The sequence below is a fragment of the Streptomyces sp. NPDC001093 genome (assembly GCF_040298985.1).
Taxonomy (GTDB): domain Bacteria; phylum Actinomycetota; class Actinomycetes; order Streptomycetales; family Streptomycetaceae; genus Streptomyces.
Map to the genome: position 1 here is coordinate 88,648 of NZ_JBEPBF010000019.1, position 18,900 is coordinate 107,547.

Here is an 18,900-nt window from a genome sequence, read left to right on the forward strand (position 1 = left end):
CGGTCCCCGTGTCGGTCGGTCCCCGGTCCCCGGAGGCGCCGGTCCCCGACCCCGCGGTCCCCAGCCCCGGGTGTCGTTCAGGCCGTTGTGCAGGCGCTTCATCAACCGGGAGGCCGGTCCCCGAGCGGCTCTCGTGTTCCTCACCGGACTTCGGGTTCACTGTCTCGGTCCCCGGCTCGTGGTCCCTGGGACTCGAGCCTTGGCCCTCGGTCCCCTTCGCGGTCCCCGCCTCACGGTCCCCGGTTCCGTCGTGCTGCTCGGTGTTCTCGGTCTCCGGCCTCCGGTGAGGTTGCAGTCCCCGGTCCCCGTTCCGAGCGGCGACGGTGCGGGGACTGTCGTTGGGGATCGAGTTGCTCTCGACGCACGTGGCGGGGACCGTGGTCGCCATCTCGCCGGAGTGAGGTGGGGACCACGGTGAGGGCAGCGGGACGGTGGCGAGCGCGAGTGCGTGTCGGCGGGCAGCAAGCTGAGCGAGCAGCTCGGCACGTTGGGTCGGTTCGGTGCCGACCGAGGCCCGGCCGATCGCTTTCGACAACCGCCGGGTCATGCGCCGACCTCGTCGGCTCTGCCGCTGCTCGGTTGTGAGTTCAGCGAGCCGGGTGGCGAGGGCCACGGCGCGAGCGGTGGCGCGGTCCCGGGTGATCTGCGCGGCGTCGCGGTCACGGGCGGCGATGCCAAGCCGGGACAGCAGTCGCTCGCGTGCTTCTCGCCCGAGAGTGGCGATCAGGCCGTGGGAGGCGGCGCCGGGGGTGCGCAGGCGCAGCTCGATGCCCATGGCCAGGTGCCAGAGCATCGCCGCCATGACCGGTCCCACGAAGGCGCGGACAGTGCCTCCTACGGGACCGCTCTCGGCGTAGGCGGGGATCACCTGAACACCAGTGATGAGCCACACCAAGGTGCCCGGCAGCCCCGGGGCGCCCTGGGTGCTCAGGTTCTGCCGAGCCATCAGCGCGGTGGCAAACAGCCCCAGTTCCGCGGCGGCGAACATGCTGGCGCGTTCGGCGGTGCCGGCGATGTTGAGATAGTCGGCGGCGAAGCGCCAGCTGGTGTCGGCGCTGTAGGCGGTGCAGCCGAGCGCGGCCAGGGCGGCGACCACGACCGCCGTATTGCCGAGTCGCTTCTGCGTGCGCTGTGCCCGCCGCCGGAACGCCCAGCCGACCAAGGCCACGGCCAGTGCGGCGGCGGGGACGCCGAGGGCGAGGAGGCGGGACAGGCCGGGGCCAGCACCGAGGGAGAGGACAGGGTGGGTCATGCGGCCTTTCCGAGAGGGGCGTGCGCCGAGGCCGGCGCCACCGGGCGGGCGACGGGCTGCTGTGAGGCGGGCCGTGCGGTTGCAGGTCGGCTGGTCTTCGCGGTCGTCTTCTTCGGGTTCTTCCGCCGGGGCACGCCGAGGGTGCGGTCGCGGTCGAAGACCTTGTTGGCGGCCTGCCGCAGCAGGTCCCTGGCGTGCTTGGTGCCGATCTGCAGGGCGGCGGCGAGCCGGTCGGGTCGCCATCCGCGGACGTAGGCGTGGTCGATGACGACCTGGCGCTCGGCCTCGGTGAGGTGGACGTCGCGGCCGTTGAAGAAGGCGACCACGCGGCTGTAGTCGAGGCGGCGGGGCAGTCCGTCGTGCCAGGGGCGGCGTTCGGCTGCGGTCAGCCCGCCCCAGACGCCCTCCTTGAGGTCGTTCTCCAAGGCGTAGTTGAGGCAGTCGCGGCGCACGGGGCACAAGGCACAGAGTTCCTTGGCGTTGGCAATGGCCTCGTGGTCCCGGGGCAGGGGGAAGAAGGTGGCGTCGGCGTCCTCGGGGTCCATGCCGTGGCAGGCGCCGTGGGGCTGCCAGCTGGTGTCGCCGATGCCGCGCAGGCCGGTGGCCGGCGTGGTGTGGGTGGTGATGTGGCGCAAGGGGGTCTCCGGTGTGCTGCCGCGCCGGCCGACAGCAGGTCGGCGGTGGGTGGACGCGGCGTCGGGCGCCTGCTGCGGCGCGGGACAGGGGCGCCGCAGCAAGGGGCGGGACGGTGGTGTTGCGCGGGTGCACCAGACGGGGTGCATCGCCTGGTGGGCCGGTCAGGCCATCGCCGCCTGTTGGGCGACGGCGAGGTCCTGACGGCAGTGATGCGGCGTGGCCCGTGGGGCGTTGCCGCGTGCGAAGCCGTCAGGGCCGACGCGCCGACGGCGGCACGGCTCGCCGACCGGTGCCTCGCACCAGTCGCAGCGCACCGAGAGTGCGTCGGGCTCGCCCTGGGCGAGGGCCGCTTCGCGGGCGGCGCGGGCGCGACGGAAGGGGGCGAGGGCAGCCTTGACCTCCGGCGGGATGCAGGAGCCGATCTCCTTCAGTCGTGCCTCCAGCCGCGGGTCGGTACGGCGCCCGGCGAGCTGCCGGTACGCCACCGGCTGGGCGGTGCCGGTGGCGACCGCACGACGGGTGCCGACCAGCTCGGCGGTCCAGGCCGCCAGGTCGTCCGGGTCGGCCGACGGCGTGGGGTCGGTATGCCGATGCAGGCGGTCGCGCTTGTAGCTCTCCCACGGGCGGGCGATGTCCGCGGGCAGGATCTGGTACGGCGAGACGCGGATGTGGCGGCGGGCGACGACGCAGGCGTCCCAGCCGTGCGGCGTGGCCAGCGGCACCTCGTCCAGCAGCTCGTGCCACTGGGCGAGCTGGTCGCGGGCCTCGCCCTGGTCGGTGCGGATGGTGCGGGGATCGAGTCGGCCGATGTAGGCCAGCAGGGCGGCGGTTTCGCGGCGGTCCATGGCTACTCCGTTCCGGTCGGCTCGTTGAGGGCGGCGAGGAGGGCGGCGGTGTGCTGTTGGGCGCGGGTCATGCCGCCCGTCGGGGCGAGCCCGCTGCCGGCTACGGCGTAGAGGTTCGGACGGGCCGGAGCATGCTCTCGGGCGATCCAGGAGCGCCAGTCGGCAGCCCAGGCAGTCGCCACTCGCGGGGCGTGCCCGGCGCGGTGGGCGCGCCACTTTGCGTCGGCTGTTCGCAGGCCCTCTTCGCCGAGGCGGTCGAGGTGGCCTTGCTGGCGGGCCCAGGTGTGGCTGGCGGGGTCGACCTGCCAGTCGGCAGCCGAGGTGACGGCAGCACCACCACTGCTGCCTTTCCGGTTCAACTTAGGTTCTCTACGGTTCTGTGTGTCGGATTCCGTACCGTGCTGGGGTCGGATTCCGGCACGTCGGGGGGTCGGATTCCGACGCGAGGGGCCGGATTCCGAACCGGCCGGATTCCGGTCGGAGGTGCCGGATTCCGTGCCCTTCTTGGGCCAGATCCCGTACCGCCGCAGGCCCTTCTCGGCCTCCTCGTCCAGCTCCGGTACCGGGTCAGATTTCGTCGGTGGCTCAACGTACGCGTCCGGGTCCGTACGACGGGTTTCTGCGACCTTGGCCAGCCACGCGGCAGTTCGGGGCAGCCGGTAGACCGTGCTGCGCTGGGGACCCTCCAGGTGGTCCAGGGTGGCCAACTCGCCGCTCTTTTCGAGCGCGGTCAGCGCATCACGTACCGCCGTGCGGCTCGCATTCGTACGCTTGACCAGACTTCCGAGAGAGGCCCAGGCGATGCACTCATCGTTGGCGACCCGGTCCGCGATCGCATGAAGGACCAGCCGCGCGGTGCCTTTGCTGGAGCTGTGCTCAAACACCCACTCGCGGGCCTCGCTGCTCATCGGCTACCCCCGGCCACGACGTCCGGCCATCGCCTTGCTGACGCCGGGGTGGCATGCAGCGTGCGGATGCGGCGCGATGCCAGGGCGAGGATGGATGCCGCGTAGGCCGGATCACGGGGCCTTTTGCGTATGGCGGGAGGCATGGAAGAATCCCCTTTGCAGTGTTGCCACGCTGAAGGCCCGTCGGAAAGGGATCAGCGTGGTGATGGTGGGCAATCTCCGCCCCCTCGGGCCTAGCCGGGCCGGATCGGGGCGGTACGTGCCGCTACGCGTTCGGCGTCCAGGAGTAGCCGCTCCTGGGCGCCGTCGCTGTATACGGACCTGCACGAGTCGTTCGGGTCCTGCTCTCCTCTCACGCTCGCTGGGCCCCAGGCGGGCTGCCCGGGGGACGACGAACATACGCACGGACCCGTGTCAAGATCCAGAGTTGGCTCTAAAACTCTGTACTAGTTACAGAGAGTGATGAGGCTGCGCGTCCGATCGACGGGCGATCGGCCATGTACTGCAGAGCCACTGCGGGGCGGCTGTCACCATTACCCGCAACGCTCGTAAGAGCCGAAGGCGCAATTCAGGGCGCTAAAATCTGCATCACAAGTATTTTGTCAATTCCTGCGCCCACCGTCGCCTTCATGGCGCCGAATGGCGAACCAATAAGCGTCGCGCTGGGAGTATCACTATCCGACTGCGGGCCGTTTCACTGGGCCGGCTTGACCGATGTTCCGGGTCGGCGTCGACGCCGACAGACACCGGACTGACAGGCCGGCACGGACCGAAGGGCCCGAGCGTCTCGGACATGATCCTCACTGCGACCCCTTGTGTCTTATGCCACATTGCTGGACGGAACTGCTGGCCAGAGCGATTTAAGTCAAGCCCGTTCGAGCACGTCAACGGCAATCATTTGTCCAGTTTGCGGTGGTAGGTCGCCCAGGTGATGCAGTAGGTGGTGCGTACTTACGGCGCCGTAACTCACGCCTCGCGCAAGGGAAATGCCGAGGGGAGTGTCAACTGAATGCCCGCTAAGAGGTGTGGTCTAGACCGCCCCGCACTTCGCCCGGTGAAAAGCGGCAACGTTTTGCCGATTTTCCGGCCGCCCCCCGATGTGGATCTTGACTTGTGTCCGTTTCGGGTGTGAACGTGCCGCCATGTCGCGCCCCGTTTGTTCGACGTTGAACTATGGGGCCGTCTTTCATGGGCGACCCACCCCGGATCAAGATCGCCAACGGATTGCGTATGGTTCTTCCGGGAGGCGAAGGGCGGGCCCAGCGCATTCGCTGCCGCTGGGCCCTTTTGTGCGCCCAGAACGTCGAGTCTCCTGAGAACCAAAGGCAGGAATTTCGTGGTCACGCAGGAACAAAAGCCCAGCGGCGATGACGCTCTGGAAGAGGAGATTTCGGAGCGCGGCGGCAGCGGACAGCAGTTGGCCGGCCACTACATGGGCTTCGGAGCCCTCCTGCGCAGGTGGCGCAAGGCGGCAGGGGTAACCCAGTACCGGACGGCCAGGGCTCTGGGCATGAGCGAGCGCACGTATCGCAAGATCGAACGTGGCGCGACACCACCCCGACTGTCCCGCACACAGTGCGAGGCCCTCTCCGAGCTACTTCGGCTGGACCGCGACGAGCGTCACGCACTGCTGCTCTACAACGTCGGCTCGATGCTCGTTCCGCCGAGCGGGTCCAGCCAGCCGGAGCTGCAACAGGCTTTGCGTCTGCTCATCGACCGGCAGATGCCCAGCCCCGCGTACCTGTGTGACCAGCACTGGAACATCCTGGCGTTCAACACCGCCATGGCGGAGTGGTGGCCGTGGGTGATGGAGCCGGGCGCGAATCTCATTCGGTGGGCTCTGACGACCCCGGAGGCCCGCGCCCAGTACCAGGACTGGGACAAGCACGCCTCGGCCTACGTGAAGATCCTCAAGTTCGCCCAGGCCACCAGGCCGAATGACGCCGAGCTGCGCCGGCTGATCGAGGACGTCAAGAAGGACCCCGACGTGAGGCACGTCTGGGAGACCGAACACGACATGGGGGAGACACGCGATGGCCACGTCTTCCGGATGAACGTGCCGACGCTGGACTGGGAGACCATCGAGGTCGTCAGCCACGTCCTCTATCCCGCGTCGATGCCCGACTGCCGCTTCGTTGTGATCACCTGGGTTGAAGGCCATGGCGACGACGAGCACGACGCGCTCGGCGGCGTCCGCGATGCCTGGGCAACCATGACCGCGAACGAAGAGGACGTGGCGACGGCACAGCGGCACGCGCAGAACCGCGCGGCCGAAGACGCCGCCACCCGCTGGCGAAGGGAAGCGGCAACGCTCGCGGCCCGCATGGTCGTCGCCACTGCAGACGAAGCAGCAGCGCTGGCGGGTGAGAACGGCATTGCCCTGCCGGCCATCAGCAGAACCGTGGGGCCCGATGTCCATCTGACGCTTTCGCCGGACAAGCGCACCGTGGTGTGGGCCACAGAAGAGACAACCGGCTGCTGGTCCGTCACCCATGTGTCCCCGGCTACCGTTATCGCTCGCGTGCCCAGGCACACGATCGAAGGCGCGTGCCTCCTTGAAATGCGTCAGCTGGTGCGTTCTGCCCTGCCGGCCGATCCTTCGGCGGCAACGGTCCGCATCGGGCAGCTCCTCGACGAGCGCGACACCGAGCAGCGCGTGCTCCGCGATGTCCTACAGCAGGTGCAGGAAGGCAATGCCGAGTCGCCGAAGAGTGGCATGGCAGGCTGAGAGACCGAGACGAGCGGCCCTGCTCAGAGCCACCCGCAGGCTGCATCAGTGGGCTCCAAGCCAGCTGCACCCCCCCACGCACACATACAGGAAGACCCCTCTCGTGAAGAAGTACACCTATTCCCTCCCGTTGCGCTGGGCCGACGCGGACGCGTACGGGCACGTCAACAACGCGAAGTTTCTCCAGTACATGGAGGAGGCACGCACGCGGATGTTCCAGGAGATGCTGCCCGCCGACGAGGCAGAGCGCCGCCAGCACGCATTCGTCGTCGGCCGGTCCATCGTCGACTACCGCGCTCCGCTGTCGTACCGCGAAGCGCCTGTGGACGTGAATGTCTGGGTCGTCACTAGCCGGGGAGCGAGGCTCGAACTCGGCTACGAGATTCGGGATGACAACCAGCTGTACGCCGAGGCCACAACCACGATGGCCGCTTACAACCTGGACAGTGGCAGGCCGCGGCGGCTCTCGGAGACCGAGAAGGAATTCCTCGCCCGCTACACCGATGCCTGATCTGTTGCTCCGCCGTCGAATGGACTATGGCGGATGCTGCGCCGCCGGGAGGTCCTGGCTAGCACGATGCAGCCAGGACCTCCGGTGCAAACCGCCTGGGCTACCCGTCACTGTGGGGTATCAGTTGGGAGTGGCGGTCCTCGTCACCGAGCCGTGGGGGTGTCGGTAAGGAGCCAGAGGGTTGTCTCGGAAAGTACGTTTGGCTCCGGTGGCCATGGGGCCGACAGTTTGCGTCTGGTTAGAGCCCCTGCGTCCTGCAACTCGGCACCTGGGGCACAGATGCCAGACAGAAGTCCCGTGAATATTCCCATCGCGTAGGCGTGTTCGGCGTACAAGGTCTCGTCGGCAGGATGCGGTTTCTGGCCGTTCTTCACTGCGGCGTCGTCGTAGTACGCCTGAGTGATCTTTACCGCGTCCAGGAGATCGTCCCCTGTGAGGAACACGGTGAGTTTGGTGACGTCCTCAAGCATGCGGTCCGGCTCACCATAGTTGGAGACGAGCACCAGCTCGGCGTCCGCGGGCCCGTGATCGCTGACGTCGTCGAGGCATGCCAGCAGAAGGTGGATGGTGCCGCTGTCGTCAATGACCATGCCAAGGCCGGGGACAGGCATGGTCTCAGGGAGATCGAAGGGAACCCGGTCGCTGGCCGTGGCCTGGACCGGCAGCGTGGTCAGGACGCTGTGGCGACCGCCGTTCCGCCAAGCCCCGAGGGCAGCGATGCGGGCCCCGTCCCACATGGCCTGGCCCATCGGCGCGTCGTGCATCTCCTTGAGCCAGGCTGCTACGCGGATGCTCGGCATCCAGCACCACGGCTTCCACCGTTCTTGCTCGCGAGCGCGCAGTTCTTCCAATTGATCGAAGATGCCGGGATACCTCTGGGTAGCCTGCATCTCCAGTCGGTGCCAGTGGTCAGCCGCCTCGCGGTAGATGTGCGCGATGCGCCGGTGATCGGCGTCGAGCTGGTGGTCGAGCTGAGCCTCGAAGACACCGTACGACACCTTCTTCGGGGTCGAGACGAGTGCCGGCGACGGGTCGAACGGGTCGAACTGTTGACGCACCTCGCCCATCTTTTGCGTGGCTCGCTCGGTGATTTCGAGCTGCGCGGCGTCGGATCCGATGGTTGTGGCGACCTGGACGCCACGCTTTTTCGCCTTCAGTTCCTTCAACGCCTGCGTGACAGTGGCGTGGGGGCGCTGTTCGGACAGCGCCGTGCTGTCCGCCGTGAGGGCGTACCAGGCGGCCACTACGGTGCGCAGAGGGACGGCCGAGTAGATCAACCCGGAGTCGAGGTCTTGATTCGTGTGGCTCAGGCGCTTGTCGAAGATGGGCAGGAAGGGCAGGTGCACCTCGAAGTCGGGCACCATCGGAATCAGCCTGCCCCGCGCGGCTGCATCCGGCTCCTGGTCCTGGTCGCGCATGGCCGTCCACCAGGTCAGATGCACCCCTTCGGAGAAGCCCTCCATCGGTGCCCCCCAGGTGACCGCGATCACGGGATCAGAGCCGACATGCATCAAAGGCTCCTCGGTGGAGAAGGCCAGCATGCCGGAGGGTGCGGGCAGTACGTCGGCGGTGAACGGCAGGGGAATCGTGTGGTCCGTGCCGATGGCGTGGGCGGCCTGCACAAGGTTGCTGGCCATCGCGAATGTCGTGCCGTCGGCGACCCGTTTGCACTCGGCTGCGATCACTGAGTCGATCTGCCGGGCATGGGGCAGGGACGACCATGAGGCGGGCATAAGAAAACTCTGGCCCTCACGCATGAGCATGGACCAGAACTCGCGGCAGAGCGAGGAACGCAAGTACGTGAGCGTTGTAACCCGCAGATTGGCGGCCTGGTCGGCAAGGGGGTGCACCGGCATGGAATCAACCCTAGGTCGCAGTCCGGAGCCCGGACAACCGATCGCAGGACCGTGACCCGCATTTGCCCAACGTCCGCTAGTCGTCGTGGCGGTGATCCGGTGTTACACGCGGAACGAGCCGGTATGTTTGGCACAAGTTCGCCGACCGGATTCACAGCCCCTGCCGGCAGGAGTCAACCATGGCCCGTGGCGCGACCGGCACTCGGTGAACGGGATGTTCGTCTTCCAGGCCACCCGACAGCCCATCAGGAGCCAGCCCATGCCCCCTCGTGCCCACGTCGCTGCCTGGGAAGAGGCCGTACGTCGTGCCACCGAGGCGACCGCCAAACACAGCTTCTCCGGGATGGACGAAGAGTGCTGGGACGACGTGGCAATGCGCGGGATCGTCGCCATGGTGCTTTACGCCCTGCACCTGCGCGACCGCCGTCCCGTCGGCGAGATCCCTTGGCAGGCGGTTCTGTGGCAACTGCGTGACGACGAGCGGGTGACCGAGCTTGTCACCGCCGTCCTCCCGGACGCCGGTCATGACTTGTCCCGCACGGCTGCCCCCGGCGACCCCGTGACCGAGTGCTGGCGGTGGTTGACCCGGACCTGGGACCCACAGGCCCCCGTGAAGTCCGACTTCGAGCAGCCGGCCCTGGCCCCTGCTTCGGGCGGCAACTGGGTGCCGGAGACACCGGAGCCCCGGTGGGGCGGCATGTCCCGGGGGATCGGGACGGGGCTGCCCGACCCGGCGCTGGTTAGGAACAGTTCGGGTGTCTCACGGCCCTCGCTGTCTCACCAGAGCGGCGCTCCTGGTCTTGGCAGCGGACGACGGACTGCTCCCTTGGGTGTCTCAGAAATCGTCGGCAAGCGTTATTCGTTCGAGACCCAGGGGCTCGCGGCATGACGGACGGACGTCCGGTTGAGTGGGCACAGTCCTCGGAGCGCGCCGATCAGATCGTGACCCTGGGGCATCAGCCGGCGGACACGTGGGACGGGCGGGCGATTCGCGGGGTGCTTGCTGTGACGCTCGCGGCTCTGGCCAAGCAGCAGGGTCGGCCCGCTGCGGAGGTGGACGTCGGCAGTGTCCTGTGGCACCTCGACCGAGGACCCGCAATGGTGCGTGAACTCGCTGACACGCTGGGGTTGTCGGCCGAGGGCGCGCAGCCAACGGAAGCGGCGTCCGAGTGGGCGTGGTTGAGCCGCCCGTGGCCGACGGCGCCTGCGCGGGCCAACAGCGGCGGGATGCCGCGCGGCATCGCCCGCGGTTCTTCGCTGCCTGCCGTCGACGTGGTTACACATTGGGCCGGCGCGGCTGCGCAGGCTGCTCTTGCCGCCGAGCGGCCAGCGGGCTTGACGGCGGGCACACGAGTACGGGTAGTTGGTGGCGAGGACAAGGGGCGGAGCGGGGAAGTAGTCGCCCCGGCCTGGCTGATGGACGACGAGCACCGCACGGTGCTGCCCGGACCGCCGCCCGGCTATGAGGTGGTTCTCAGTGTGCCGGGGCAGGAGAGGGGATCTCGCAGAGTGGTGATGTCGACCATCGAGGGTGAGATCCGGCTCGAGGCCCCGGGCCCGCATGGCGAGCGCGTGATCGTACGGACAGCCGACCTCGATCCAGAGGAACACGAGCCCGCCGCTCAGCCGCCGTCGCCGTAGGTTGCGGCGAGTTGGCACGGCTGTCTCAGTCTTGGGGGACAGCCGCTGTCGGCGGCCCATGGCGAGGGCACACCAAGACAGGCATCGTTCTCGCGATCCACTGGAACTCCCCCTGATGCTCCACCAGGGGGAGTTCCAGTGGCCGGGGCCGCGGCGCAGTCTTCCGGGCATGCCCCCCGAAGGAGATGATGAACGCCACAAGCACCGCGGAGCGAGGAGGCGACCGGCAGTGAACGGTTCGGATGGTTCCGGCAAGGGAATCGGCACGGCCCAGGCACTGGTGAGGTGGGATGCCGCCCCGCTCGGCGCCTCGCCCCACAACCTCGACCTGATCGCCGCCGTCCACGCGACGGCCGACCCGCATGGCGCGCCCGTCCAGCTCGTCCACTTCGACCGCCGCTCGACCGACGACACCGTCTACCTCAATCGGGACAGCCGCACGGGCCAGGGGCTGGGCTGGGACGCGGTAATGACCCTGGAGCTGTCCCGCATGCCGGACACGAGCGGCCGCGTCGTGATCGGCGCGTCCCTCCAGCAGGCGGCCGGCGTGCCCCTCTACTTCGGCGACGTGGCGAACCCGCGGGCGCAGATCACGGCCGGAAGCAAGGTCCTGGCGGATCAGGACTTCACGGAGGTCGCCGGATCGACGGCCGCGACGCTCGGCGAGTTTCTCCGCGACGCGGCCGGCCTCTGGACGTTCCGTCCGCTACTGCGGGGCTTCGACACGGATCCGGCGACGTTCCCGCAGACGATGGGGACGGCCTGAGCGAAGATTCGTCCCGGCCCCATCCTCCACGTCTTCGCGGCCCTCGCCGAACTCATCGCCCAGGGGGTCAACCGACAGAATCCGCTGACCTGCCCTAACGCGGTGCTCCGGGGTTGACCGTTCCCGGCCACATCAAGATCACTTCCCGCTGTGCCGATCAGCACGCGCCGCTCTCCCTGGCTGACCAGCACCTTCCCGCCTCTGCGTACCGGGTCGGCGGCGAGACCCCCTATCTTCCTCCAGTGCGCCCGAGCAGTGTCTGACCGTTGCCGAGATCGCCGAGGTCCTGGCACCCGGTGAACGGTTTTCCCGTAGGCCGATCACCGCACGCCGCGTCCCGTTCGTCACGGCCGGCAAGCACGTCCGTGACACCCGCAGCGCACTGGACGCCTACATCCAGGCGAACAGTGTCGGGTTTCCTGGTCGTATGTCCAGCCAGGTATGAAGTGTGCCTGCATCAGGCGGGTTTGCGGGCTTCGATCAGGAAGCGGGTGGTGTGGGCGACGAAGGGGCCGTCGGTCTGGATGCGGTCGTGCAGTTGCCTGAGCCGGTCCCGGTACTGGTCGACGGTGAACCCCGGAACCATCCAGATCACCTTCCGCAGGAAGTAGATCACCGCGCCGACGTCGAAGAACTCGGTACGCAGGGATTCCGAGCGCAGGTCGATGACCTCCAGGCCGGCGGTCTCTGCGGCGGCACGGGCGTCGTCGGGGTGGCGTTTGCGTCGTACCTCGGGCGGCTGTGGTCCCAGGAAGTACTCGACGAGTTCGAAGACGCTGGCTGGGCCGACCTGCTGGGAGAGGTATGTGCCGCCGTGTTGCAGGACCCGGGCGATCTCCTGCCACCAGGTGGTCACCGGGTGGCGGCTGACCACGAGGTCGAAGGCTTCATCGGCGAACGGAAGCGGCGGCTCGTCCTCGTCGACGACGACCGCCACTCCACGCGGACGCAGTAGCTTGGTCGCCTTCGCGATATTCGGTGGCCAGGATTCCGTGGCCACCGTCAGGAGGGGAAGCGTCGGAACCCCGGCGAGGACCTCCCCGCCGCCGGTCTGGATGTCCAATGCCGCGGAGGCATGTGCCATCCGTTCACCCATCGTGCGCTGGTATCCCCACGAGGGGCGCTCCTCGCTGGCCCGCCCGTCCAGCCAGGAGAAGTCCCAGCCCTCCACCGATACGGACTCGGCTTCGGCCACCAGGTCCTCAAACGTTCGCGGTATATCCCGATCGTCGCAGCTCAACCCATGGATTGAGCACTGGTTACCCTTCCCTGCGGCTGTGTCATGGATCGGCTGTCGGCGATGAAACGCATTCGACGGCGGACTCGGCCGCAGTGTGCTGCTGGCCTTCACCGCTGAGCTGGCAGCCTGTGACCGGGTGCGGCCCGCTCGGCCACGGCCGCGTCCTGGACCACGGCGGCGGCCGACCGTATGGGTATGGGCCTTGCCACCGGGCTGCACGTCGTGCCCGTACCGCGTGACGAGCGCCAGCTCCGTGATCTCGCCAACGCGGTGCCGCCGGACGGGTGCGCGACGGGGATCTACCAACCACCTGCTGCATGCGCCACTGCGGCACCGCCCGTGAACTCACCTTTCACTGAGCGCAGTTGCATCCGTGGGAATGCCCCGCACGGCATGCGCGGTGTCACACGTCCGTGTCAGCAGCAATTCTGTGCGCCTTGCGGCACGCGTGATGCCAGCCGAGCGACTTGAGGGTCCAGGGGCCACCATGTCTGCTCTGACGTCCTGGCGCGCGCCGAACCGTCGGCAACAATCCGGGGCGCTCTCACCGCCTCGGGACCGCGCCGCAGCGCCGCAGCCTCCCTCGAACGGATGTCGTGGACGTCTACGACGACAGACGCCCGACATGCCTCGCCCAGCGGCCACGAGTGGTGGACTGCCGGACGGCTGTCACCGGTTGCCGACGGCTCGACGATTCCCCCGAAGAGGATGTGGCGAGCACCCGTGTCTGGTTGCGCACGCGGTCGGAGCACGCGCAGAACCTTATTCACAGGATTCGCTTTCCTTCTCTTTCGCATTTTCGGGGCTCGGGGTGATGGAGTCGGCCACATTGCCGAACGGAAGCCAATAGAACCGGCATCCAGTGCCCATGGGGCCGTCGAATTTGATGGTGAACGTCTGGTCTTTCGCAACAGGGACAATGAACGTGGTATTTTCTCCCTCCTCCACCGTGGCCAAGTCCGTCTGTACGCTCATTAGCCCTGTGGCGTCAGGGGTATAGGTAATCTCCTCGTGGCCGGTGCCCATGCTACGGCCGGTATATACATGGGGGCGGGAAGCCTTTTTGCCGTACACGACTCCCGCTGTTTTGGCCGTGAAGGCCAGTGGTGACCGGTCCCTCTCGAAGTGTGCGATCTCGGTGAGAGGTCCGGTGATGGTGATGGGCCCATCCACGGTGATGCCGCGTCCCTGGACGGTGACACCGCCCGCGAACGTGGTGTCGTCTTCCATGCGAGCTGGGCCGTGGACGGTGAGTTGGCCTACTTCGAGGTCTGGCCGTCGGACGGTGATGTGGGCGTAGAGGATGCGGGTGGCGGGGTTGGTGGGGTCGCCGGTGGTGCCGCGTAGGTAGAAGGTGGTGTCGGATTTGATGTTGGTGATGGTGCGGGTGGTCTCGTTGGTGACGTTGAGGTTGGTGTCTCCGTACAGCAGTTCGTAGGTGGCGTTGGTGGAGCGTTTCCAGGTCAGGGTGATTTCGCCGCCGTTGTCGATCACGGGGTCGCCTTCGGGCAGGAATTCGCGCATGTAGAAGTCGGCCGGGAATTTACCGACGCTGAACAGCGCCTTCCTGTCCTGGAAGGCGTTGTTGCCGGTGCGGGAGTGTTCGGTCACGGTGATCGGTGAGGTGCCGACCTTGCGGCTGATCGGGATCTGTGAGAGCTGGATGGTGAATCCGGTGTCGGGCCCGATCGTTTCGTGGCTTCCGGCCGGGGAGAAGACGAACTCCTTCGTCGGCTCGTCCAGTCGGACTGTCCAGCCGTTGAGGCTGATCCGTGCGTTGACGCTCGACAGGTTCGTGGCCAGGTCTGGTGACATCGTCCCAGCCGGCACTTTCACCGTGATCCATTCCACATCGGCTGGAGTGCCACTGCGCCGCGAGGCGACGATGATCAGCTCACCGCGCTCCTCGGGTTCCTCGGGCTTTTCCGGGGATGCCTTGAGGGGGTCGGGGCTGGTGGTCAGGTCGTAGGACATCAGCGGTGCCCACGGGGTCGGGTCCGTGGTGCGGGTGGGGGAGACCAGGGCCATGATGATGCTCCTCGGGCTGGCAGGTGTGCCGCAGCACCGTGGTCGGTGCGCCGGTGGTGGGTCAGCTGTCGGTGCTGGTGTGCAGTGCGGCGTTGTCGAGGGTGAGGAAGCCGGAGCGGATCTCGGGTTCGGCCAGCGGGAGGTCGGAGGGGTCCTGGCTGAGGATCGGGAGTTTCTCCCAGGTGCTGCCGCGCTTTTCACTCCAGGTCCAGCTGCCTGTGATGCCGGCCGGTGCGGGCATCAGTACGGTCTCCTGGGCCTGTTCCTGGGCACCGAGCAGTGCGGTGGTGCCGGAGAGCAGGGGGCCGGTGCGGAAGTTCACGGACATGCGGGCGATGGCCTGGTCGGTGAATTCCTGGGGGATGAAGACTCGCTTGGTGGCGAGGATGTCGGTGGTGGCGTGGACGGCGGCACGCGGGTCACACAGGACGGTGGCCACTGCGGTGTTGTGGCCGCCGAAGTCGAGTTGCAGGCTGGGCTTGTCGCCGATCGGCCGCAGGTAGTCGTCGCTGCCTGCGGCGGGGTCGATCACGGGCTCGATCACGGTCTCGAAGTGGGTGTAGTCGTTGTCCGCGACGTACCCGACCAGTCCGTCGTCGGTCTGCTGTACCTCGCCCAGGCGGATCGTCCAGGGGTAGTGGGGCAGTTGCGGCTGCGGCGGGTCGAAGAGGTTCTGCCAGCTGACGTCGGTGCGCAGGGGGCCTCGTAGTTGCATGGTCAGCCGCGTGCGGACCAGGGCGAGGGGTCGGCCGAGGAGGAATCCGAGGCCGGGGTCGGCCGGGCCATCCGGGTCGATGGTCTCCAGGGTGCGGTCGACGGTGGCGCGGAAGGCGCCGAAGGTCTGCGGGCCGCGGGTTTTGATGGCGCTCAGCAGACGGTAGGTGTGCGGGGAGACGGTCTCCAGCTCCTCGAAGTCGTCGAGGTCGGAGCCGGGCAGTGCCGTCCAGGACACCTCGTGCTCGTCGTTGGAGCCCAGGGTGACGCGTAGTTCGCCGAGCGATGTGCCGTCGGGTGCGTGGACGACGAGGGATTCGTCGAGGCGGTTGTGGAGCAGCCAGGCGCAGACGGGGTTGGTTCCGGGGGTGAGGTCGGTGTCTTCGTCGCCGGTGGCGGACAGGAAGGCGAAGTCGAGCCGGGCCGGCTGGAGCAGGCGGGGGCCGAGTTCGACCAGACGCCCGCTGTCGTAGCCGCTGACCGGGTGGGCGGGCCGCATGGTGTCGGGCATCTCGGGCCGAAAGTGGCTGGGCTCTGCGATGAGGTTGACGGAGCGTCCAAAGCGGTCGACGACGGCCAGGTTGAGGAAGGAGAGTTGTCCGGCGCGCAATTCCTGGAAGGTGGACGGGGGCCACGGAGTCCAGTCGTCGGTCGGCATGCCGCCGGGGTCCGGCGGGGGGTAGCCGCCGTTGCCGATGAGGTCGGCGATGTCGCCGGCGGGCTGTAGTCCGCCGTGGGCCTGGCGCTGGGCGATGGCGGCGCCGAAGCCGTCGAGGGTCTGGGAGAGCAGGTCGGTGGAGCGGATGTCGGCGCGCAGGCGCCGCAGGCTGTCGGCGGGCAGCTGGTCGCGGACGCGGGCATAGGCGGCGAGGGCGCCGTCGAGGGTGTGCCCGGGGGCGGGGGTGAGGATCTGCCGTCCGGAGATGACCAGGGGGGTGCCGGGGGTGCCGGTGCCCTGCCACTGGTAGCGGGAGCCGTCGATGAACTCCCAGTGTGCGGTGGTGCCGTCGTGGAACGGCAGGGGGAAGTACTCGGCCTTCCACAGCAGATACAGCGGTTGCCAGGGCATCTGCCAGGGTGCCGTGCCGTACTCGGGCAGTGTTCCGGTGACCTCGCGGATCTGGCCGGTGGCAAGAGCCCCATCGAGGATGAGGAATTCGGTCAGCAGTGCGTGGAAGCAGGCGGGCAGGTGGGTGAGGTCGACCTGGCGGACGAGGTCGGCCACGTCGCTGGTGGTGATGCCGGATGCGCGGGTGACCAGGCGGTCGGGAGTGCGGCACGGTAGCGGAGTGCCGCGGGTGAGCGGTGCGTGCAGGTTGGCGCCTTGCAGGGCGAGTGCGGGGTCAGCGGAGTACTCGAAGTCCTGGGCAGGGACGCGGATGAGGCGTCGGGCGGCGCGTGCTCCGAAGGCGGGGTAATGGGTGGCGATGCTCGCGGACAGCTCCTCTTCCGTCCTGCCCCAGGGCAGGGTGCGGCGCTGCTCGGCCAGGCGCCGGGCCAGGGCGGTGACGTGACCGGCCGCGCCGTCGGGGTTGGCGGGGTCGAGTTCGGCGTCGATGCGCTCCCCGAACTCGTCGGAGTGCCGTTCCAGACGGCTGAGCCACCACAGGTGATAGAGGCGTTCGCGGGCGGCGTCCAGTTCGGCTTCGGTGGCGTCATGTTCGGCTTGCCTGCGGTTGAGGTCGGCGATCGTCTCCACCTCGGCCGCGCGGGCAGTGTGCCGGGCGGCTACGGCGTCCGGCGAGGGAATGTGGCCTGGTTCGTCGCCGCGTTCGCCGATGAACCAGCGGTAGCCGCCGGGCACGGGACCAAAAGCGGTGTCGTGGGCGCGGCGGTCGGTGAGGATGTCCGCTTCGGGACGGTCACGGTCCTCCAGGCCCTCGATGCCGCCGAGCAGGAAGGCGCGGAAGAGGTCGGCTTCGGCTGCGGAGAAGGCCCCTGTGCCGTCGGCTTGGGCGCCGAGTTCGGACGCGGCCTCGCCCATGGTGTTGGCGACCATCGTGGTGACGTCCTCGCGGCGGGGGCAAGGGGAGTCGGGAACCGGGCCGGTCAGGTCCCAGTCCAGGCCCAGGACGGTGCCGGTGTAGACGGAGGTGCCAATCCCGCTGCCGGAGCCGGCGGGCTTGGTCCACTCCAGGCGTCGCAGGAGGTCTGCGAGGTCCTCGGTGCCCGCGAGGATGTCGCTGGCCGGGTCGGCGTACCAGCCGGCGACGAAGTAGCTGAGTTGCTCCCGCTCCGCTACGCCTTCCAGCGTGTCGTGCAGGGAGAAGACGTTCTTGTTGTAGGGCTGGAAGACGGAGAATGTGAGCAGGCCGGGGCCGATCGCAGTGAGGAAGGGGGCGCGCCGGTTGGCGGGCTCCTGCCAGGGACCGGTGAGGGGATGGCACTTGCCGATGAGCGTGGCCTGGGGCGTGGCGCTGTCCGGGTCCTGGAAGGAGACGGTGCCGTTCGTCGGATCGAGGTAGTCGCTCTCGACGATCCAGGCGGTGAGCGTGCGGGTGCTGTCCCCGTGGCGGACGACCAGCCACCGGTTGGGGACGAGGGGGAAGTCGCCGACGCCCTCCTCGTCATCGTGCCGGCCGCGGGTGAGTGCGGCGGGCAGTTCCCACTGGAGATAGACGCCGAGGCGGTCTTCGCGCCCGGTCCACTCCTCGGCGCCGGTGAAGGGCTCCGGCTCGGACGGGACGCCCTGTCCGATGTGTTTGAAGTTGGTGTTCCAGCGGTGGATGACGTGGTGGCTTCCGGTGTCGCGGGTCTGTCGATTGACGGCGAGGGCGGCCACCTCGACCGGCACGACCAGGGTGTTGTCCACTGACATGGCCCATCGGTCCTTTCACGAGCGTCGCGGGATGGGGCGGGGTGTGCTGGTCAGGGCCGGTAGGAGAAGGTCTGCGCCTGCGGCGCGTTGATCATCTGCAGGGCGAACTGCGCCGAGGAGAGCCGCTCGACGCCGTGGGCCTGCGACAGGGCGGGAACCAGAGCGTCGCCGGTGCCGTAGACATTGAGGACGTCCGCGTCACCGGGGCGCAGGAAGCGACGGAAGCGGCCGTCGCCCTTTCCCGGTGGGAACTCCCCCTCGATCCCCTCGATGGGATAGCCGATGTGGTCACCGCTGATCTCGCGCAGCTGGATCGTGCCCACGTTGCCGATGCCGAAGCAGAGGCCGCGCGGCGGCTCGGCCAGTTCGAACCGGTCGATCACCCGCGGGTAGAGCATGAGGCGGACATCGGTGCCGAAGAGGGCGCTGCGCAGCGGCTCCACGACACTGGGACCCGCGTAAGCGGTGATGATGGTCTGGGGCCAGTGAGGTACCAGATCGGAGCGGAGCAGTACCGCGCAGGCCGGTAGGCGTCCGCCGGTGGTGGCCAGGTCGTTGAGGTCGGCGTCCAGGGCGTGGCCGACGCCGACGCTGAGGGCCCCGTCCACAGCGGCGCGGACCCAGCCGGCATCGACGTAGGCGAAGCGGATGCTCTCCGGCGGCAGCATCCGGCTGTCCGGGACCAGGTGCTCGAAGCCCAGCATCTCCATGAGGCGCAGCCGGTCGAGCCAGTCGGCGACGGGCCGCAACTCGCCCTCGGCGGCCTGGGTGAGGAGGGTGGCGACACCTGACTGGGACAGCAGTGACCGCACATCGGCCGCGGTGCGGGCCCGCCGGGCACCGGTGGTCGTGGCACTACGGCGCAGGCCGGCACGCAACTGCGGGCCGGCCTGCGCCAAGGCGCGGGAGAATCGGTAGCCCTCCGCCTAGAGGAGCAAGCGGTCGAATGCTTCCAAG

The 18,900-nt window shown here is 68.4% G+C and carries 14 protein-coding genes; 5 read left to right on the top strand and 9 right to left on the bottom strand.

The window, feature by feature from the left end:
• The 4 genes from ABT288_RS12760 to ABT288_RS12775 form a co-directional block, all read right to left on the bottom strand.
• On the bottom strand, positions 1–1,252 hold a 1,252-nt coding region (locus ABT288_RS12760), incomplete at its 3' end, for a hypothetical protein (protein ID WP_351605913.1).
• Positions 1,249–1,887, bottom strand: a complete 639-nt coding sequence (locus ABT288_RS12765; RefSeq protein ID WP_351605916.1) for a WhiB family transcriptional regulator — start codon at positions 1,885–1,887, stop codon at positions 1,249–1,251. The genes ABT288_RS12765 and ABT288_RS12760, both read right to left, overlap by 4 nt.
• Before the next feature lie 162 nt (positions 1,888–2,049).
• On the bottom strand, positions 2,050–2,733 hold the full coding sequence (locus ABT288_RS12770; RefSeq protein ID WP_351605919.1) for a zinc finger domain-containing protein: 684 nt from the start codon (positions 2,731–2,733) through the stop codon (positions 2,050–2,052).
• A gap of 2 nt (positions 2,734–2,735) precedes the next feature.
• Entirely contained in the window at positions 2,736–3,641 is a 906-nt protein-coding gene (locus ABT288_RS12775; RefSeq protein ID WP_351605921.1) for a helix-turn-helix domain-containing protein, read from the bottom strand.
• Positions 3,642–4,977: 1,336 nt separating this feature from the next.
• Here ABT288_RS12775 and ABT288_RS12780 point away from each other — a divergent pair.
• Both ABT288_RS12780 and ABT288_RS12785 read left to right on the top strand, forming a co-directional pair.
• Complete coding sequence (locus ABT288_RS12780) at positions 4,978–6,369, top strand: helix-turn-helix transcriptional regulator (protein ID WP_351605923.1); 1,392 nt, start codon at positions 4,978–4,980, stop codon at positions 6,367–6,369.
• A 103-nt stretch (positions 6,370–6,472) separates the two neighbouring features.
• Positions 6,473–6,880 carry an acyl-CoA thioesterase gene (locus ABT288_RS12785; RefSeq protein ID WP_351605925.1) on the top strand — a complete coding sequence of 136 codons (408 nt, stop codon included), beginning with the start codon at positions 6,473–6,475 and terminating at the stop codon, positions 6,878–6,880.
• 143 nt (positions 6,881–7,023) lie between these two features.
• Here ABT288_RS12785 and ABT288_RS12790 read toward each other — a convergent pair whose 3' ends face one another.
• Entirely contained in the window at positions 7,024–8,736 is a 1,713-nt protein-coding gene (locus ABT288_RS12790) for a hypothetical protein (protein ID WP_351605927.1), read from the bottom strand.
• Between the two features lie 214 nt (positions 8,737–8,950).
• Between ABT288_RS12790 and ABT288_RS12795 the strand changes: the two genes are divergently transcribed.
• The 3 genes from ABT288_RS12795 to ABT288_RS12805 all read left to right on the top strand — a co-directional run bounded on the left by ABT288_RS12795 (position 8,951) and on the right by ABT288_RS12805 (position 11,143).
• Positions 8,951–9,625: a hypothetical protein gene (locus ABT288_RS12795; RefSeq protein ID WP_351605930.1), complete on the top strand. Its 675-nt coding sequence runs from the start codon at positions 8,951–8,953 to the stop codon at positions 9,623–9,625.
• Positions 9,622–10,377, top strand: coding sequence for a hypothetical protein (locus ABT288_RS12800; RefSeq protein ID WP_351605932.1), 756 nt, complete (start codon positions 9,622–9,624; stop codon positions 10,375–10,377). Before ABT288_RS12795 ends, ABT288_RS12800 begins: the two co-directional genes overlap by 4 nt.
• A gap of 229 nt (positions 10,378–10,606) precedes the next feature.
• Positions 10,607–11,143, top strand: a complete 537-nt coding sequence (locus tag ABT288_RS12805; protein WP_351605933.1) for a TerD family protein — start codon at positions 10,607–10,609, stop codon at positions 11,141–11,143.
• 457 nt (positions 11,144–11,600) lie between these two features.
• Here the strand turns inward: ABT288_RS12805 and ABT288_RS12810 are convergent, their stop codons facing one another.
• The 4 genes from ABT288_RS12810 to ABT288_RS12825 all read right to left on the bottom strand — a co-directional run bounded on the left by ABT288_RS12810 (position 11,601) and on the right by ABT288_RS12825 (position 18,842).
• Entirely contained in the window at positions 11,601–12,362 is a 762-nt protein-coding gene (locus tag ABT288_RS12810) for a class I SAM-dependent methyltransferase (RefSeq protein WP_351605959.1), read from the bottom strand.
• Positions 12,363–13,145: 783 nt separating this feature from the next.
• The gene (locus tag ABT288_RS12815) at positions 13,146–14,411 is read right to left on the bottom strand and encodes a hypothetical protein (protein ID WP_351605935.1); all 1,266 of its coding nucleotides are present in this window, start codon (positions 14,409–14,411) and stop codon (positions 13,146–13,148) included.
• Between the two features lie 61 nt (positions 14,412–14,472).
• Complete coding sequence (locus tag ABT288_RS12820) at positions 14,473–17,943, bottom strand: hypothetical protein (protein ID WP_351605938.1); 3,471 nt, start codon at positions 17,941–17,943, stop codon at positions 14,473–14,475.
• Between the two features lie 50 nt (positions 17,944–17,993).
• Positions 17,994–18,842: a hypothetical protein gene (locus tag ABT288_RS12825; protein ID WP_351605941.1), complete on the bottom strand. Its 849-nt coding sequence runs from the start codon at positions 18,840–18,842 to the stop codon at positions 17,994–17,996.
• Between the last annotated feature and the right edge of the window lie 58 nt (positions 18,843–18,900).

Excerpts from the sequence above, each read along its gene's own strand:
- ABT288_RS12770 (WP_351605919.1), bottom strand. The coding sequence starts at position 2,733 with ATGGACCGCCGCGAAACCGCCGCCCTGCTGGCCTACATCGGCCGACTC.
- ABT288_RS12775 (WP_351605921.1), bottom strand. The coding sequence starts at position 3,641 with ATGAGCAGCGAGGCCCGCGAGTGGGTGTTTGAGCACAGCTCCAGCAAA.
- ABT288_RS12790 (WP_351605927.1), bottom strand. The coding sequence starts at position 8,736 with ATGCCGGTGCACCCCCTTGCCGACCAGGCCGCCAATCTGCGGGTTACA.
- ABT288_RS12795 (WP_351605930.1), top strand. The coding sequence starts at position 8,951 with ATGTTCGTCTTCCAGGCCACCCGACAGCCCATCAGGAGCCAGCCCATG.
- ABT288_RS12800 (WP_351605932.1), top strand. The coding sequence starts at position 9,622 with ATGACGGACGGACGTCCGGTTGAGTGGGCACAGTCCTCGGAGCGCGCC.
- ABT288_RS12815 (WP_351605935.1), bottom strand. The coding sequence starts at position 14,411 with ATGGCCCTGGTCTCCCCCACCCGCACCACGGACCCGACCCCGTGGGCA.
- ABT288_RS12820 (WP_351605938.1), bottom strand. The coding sequence starts at position 17,943 with ATGTCAGTGGACAACACCCTGGTCGTGCCGGTCGAGGTGGCCGCCCTC.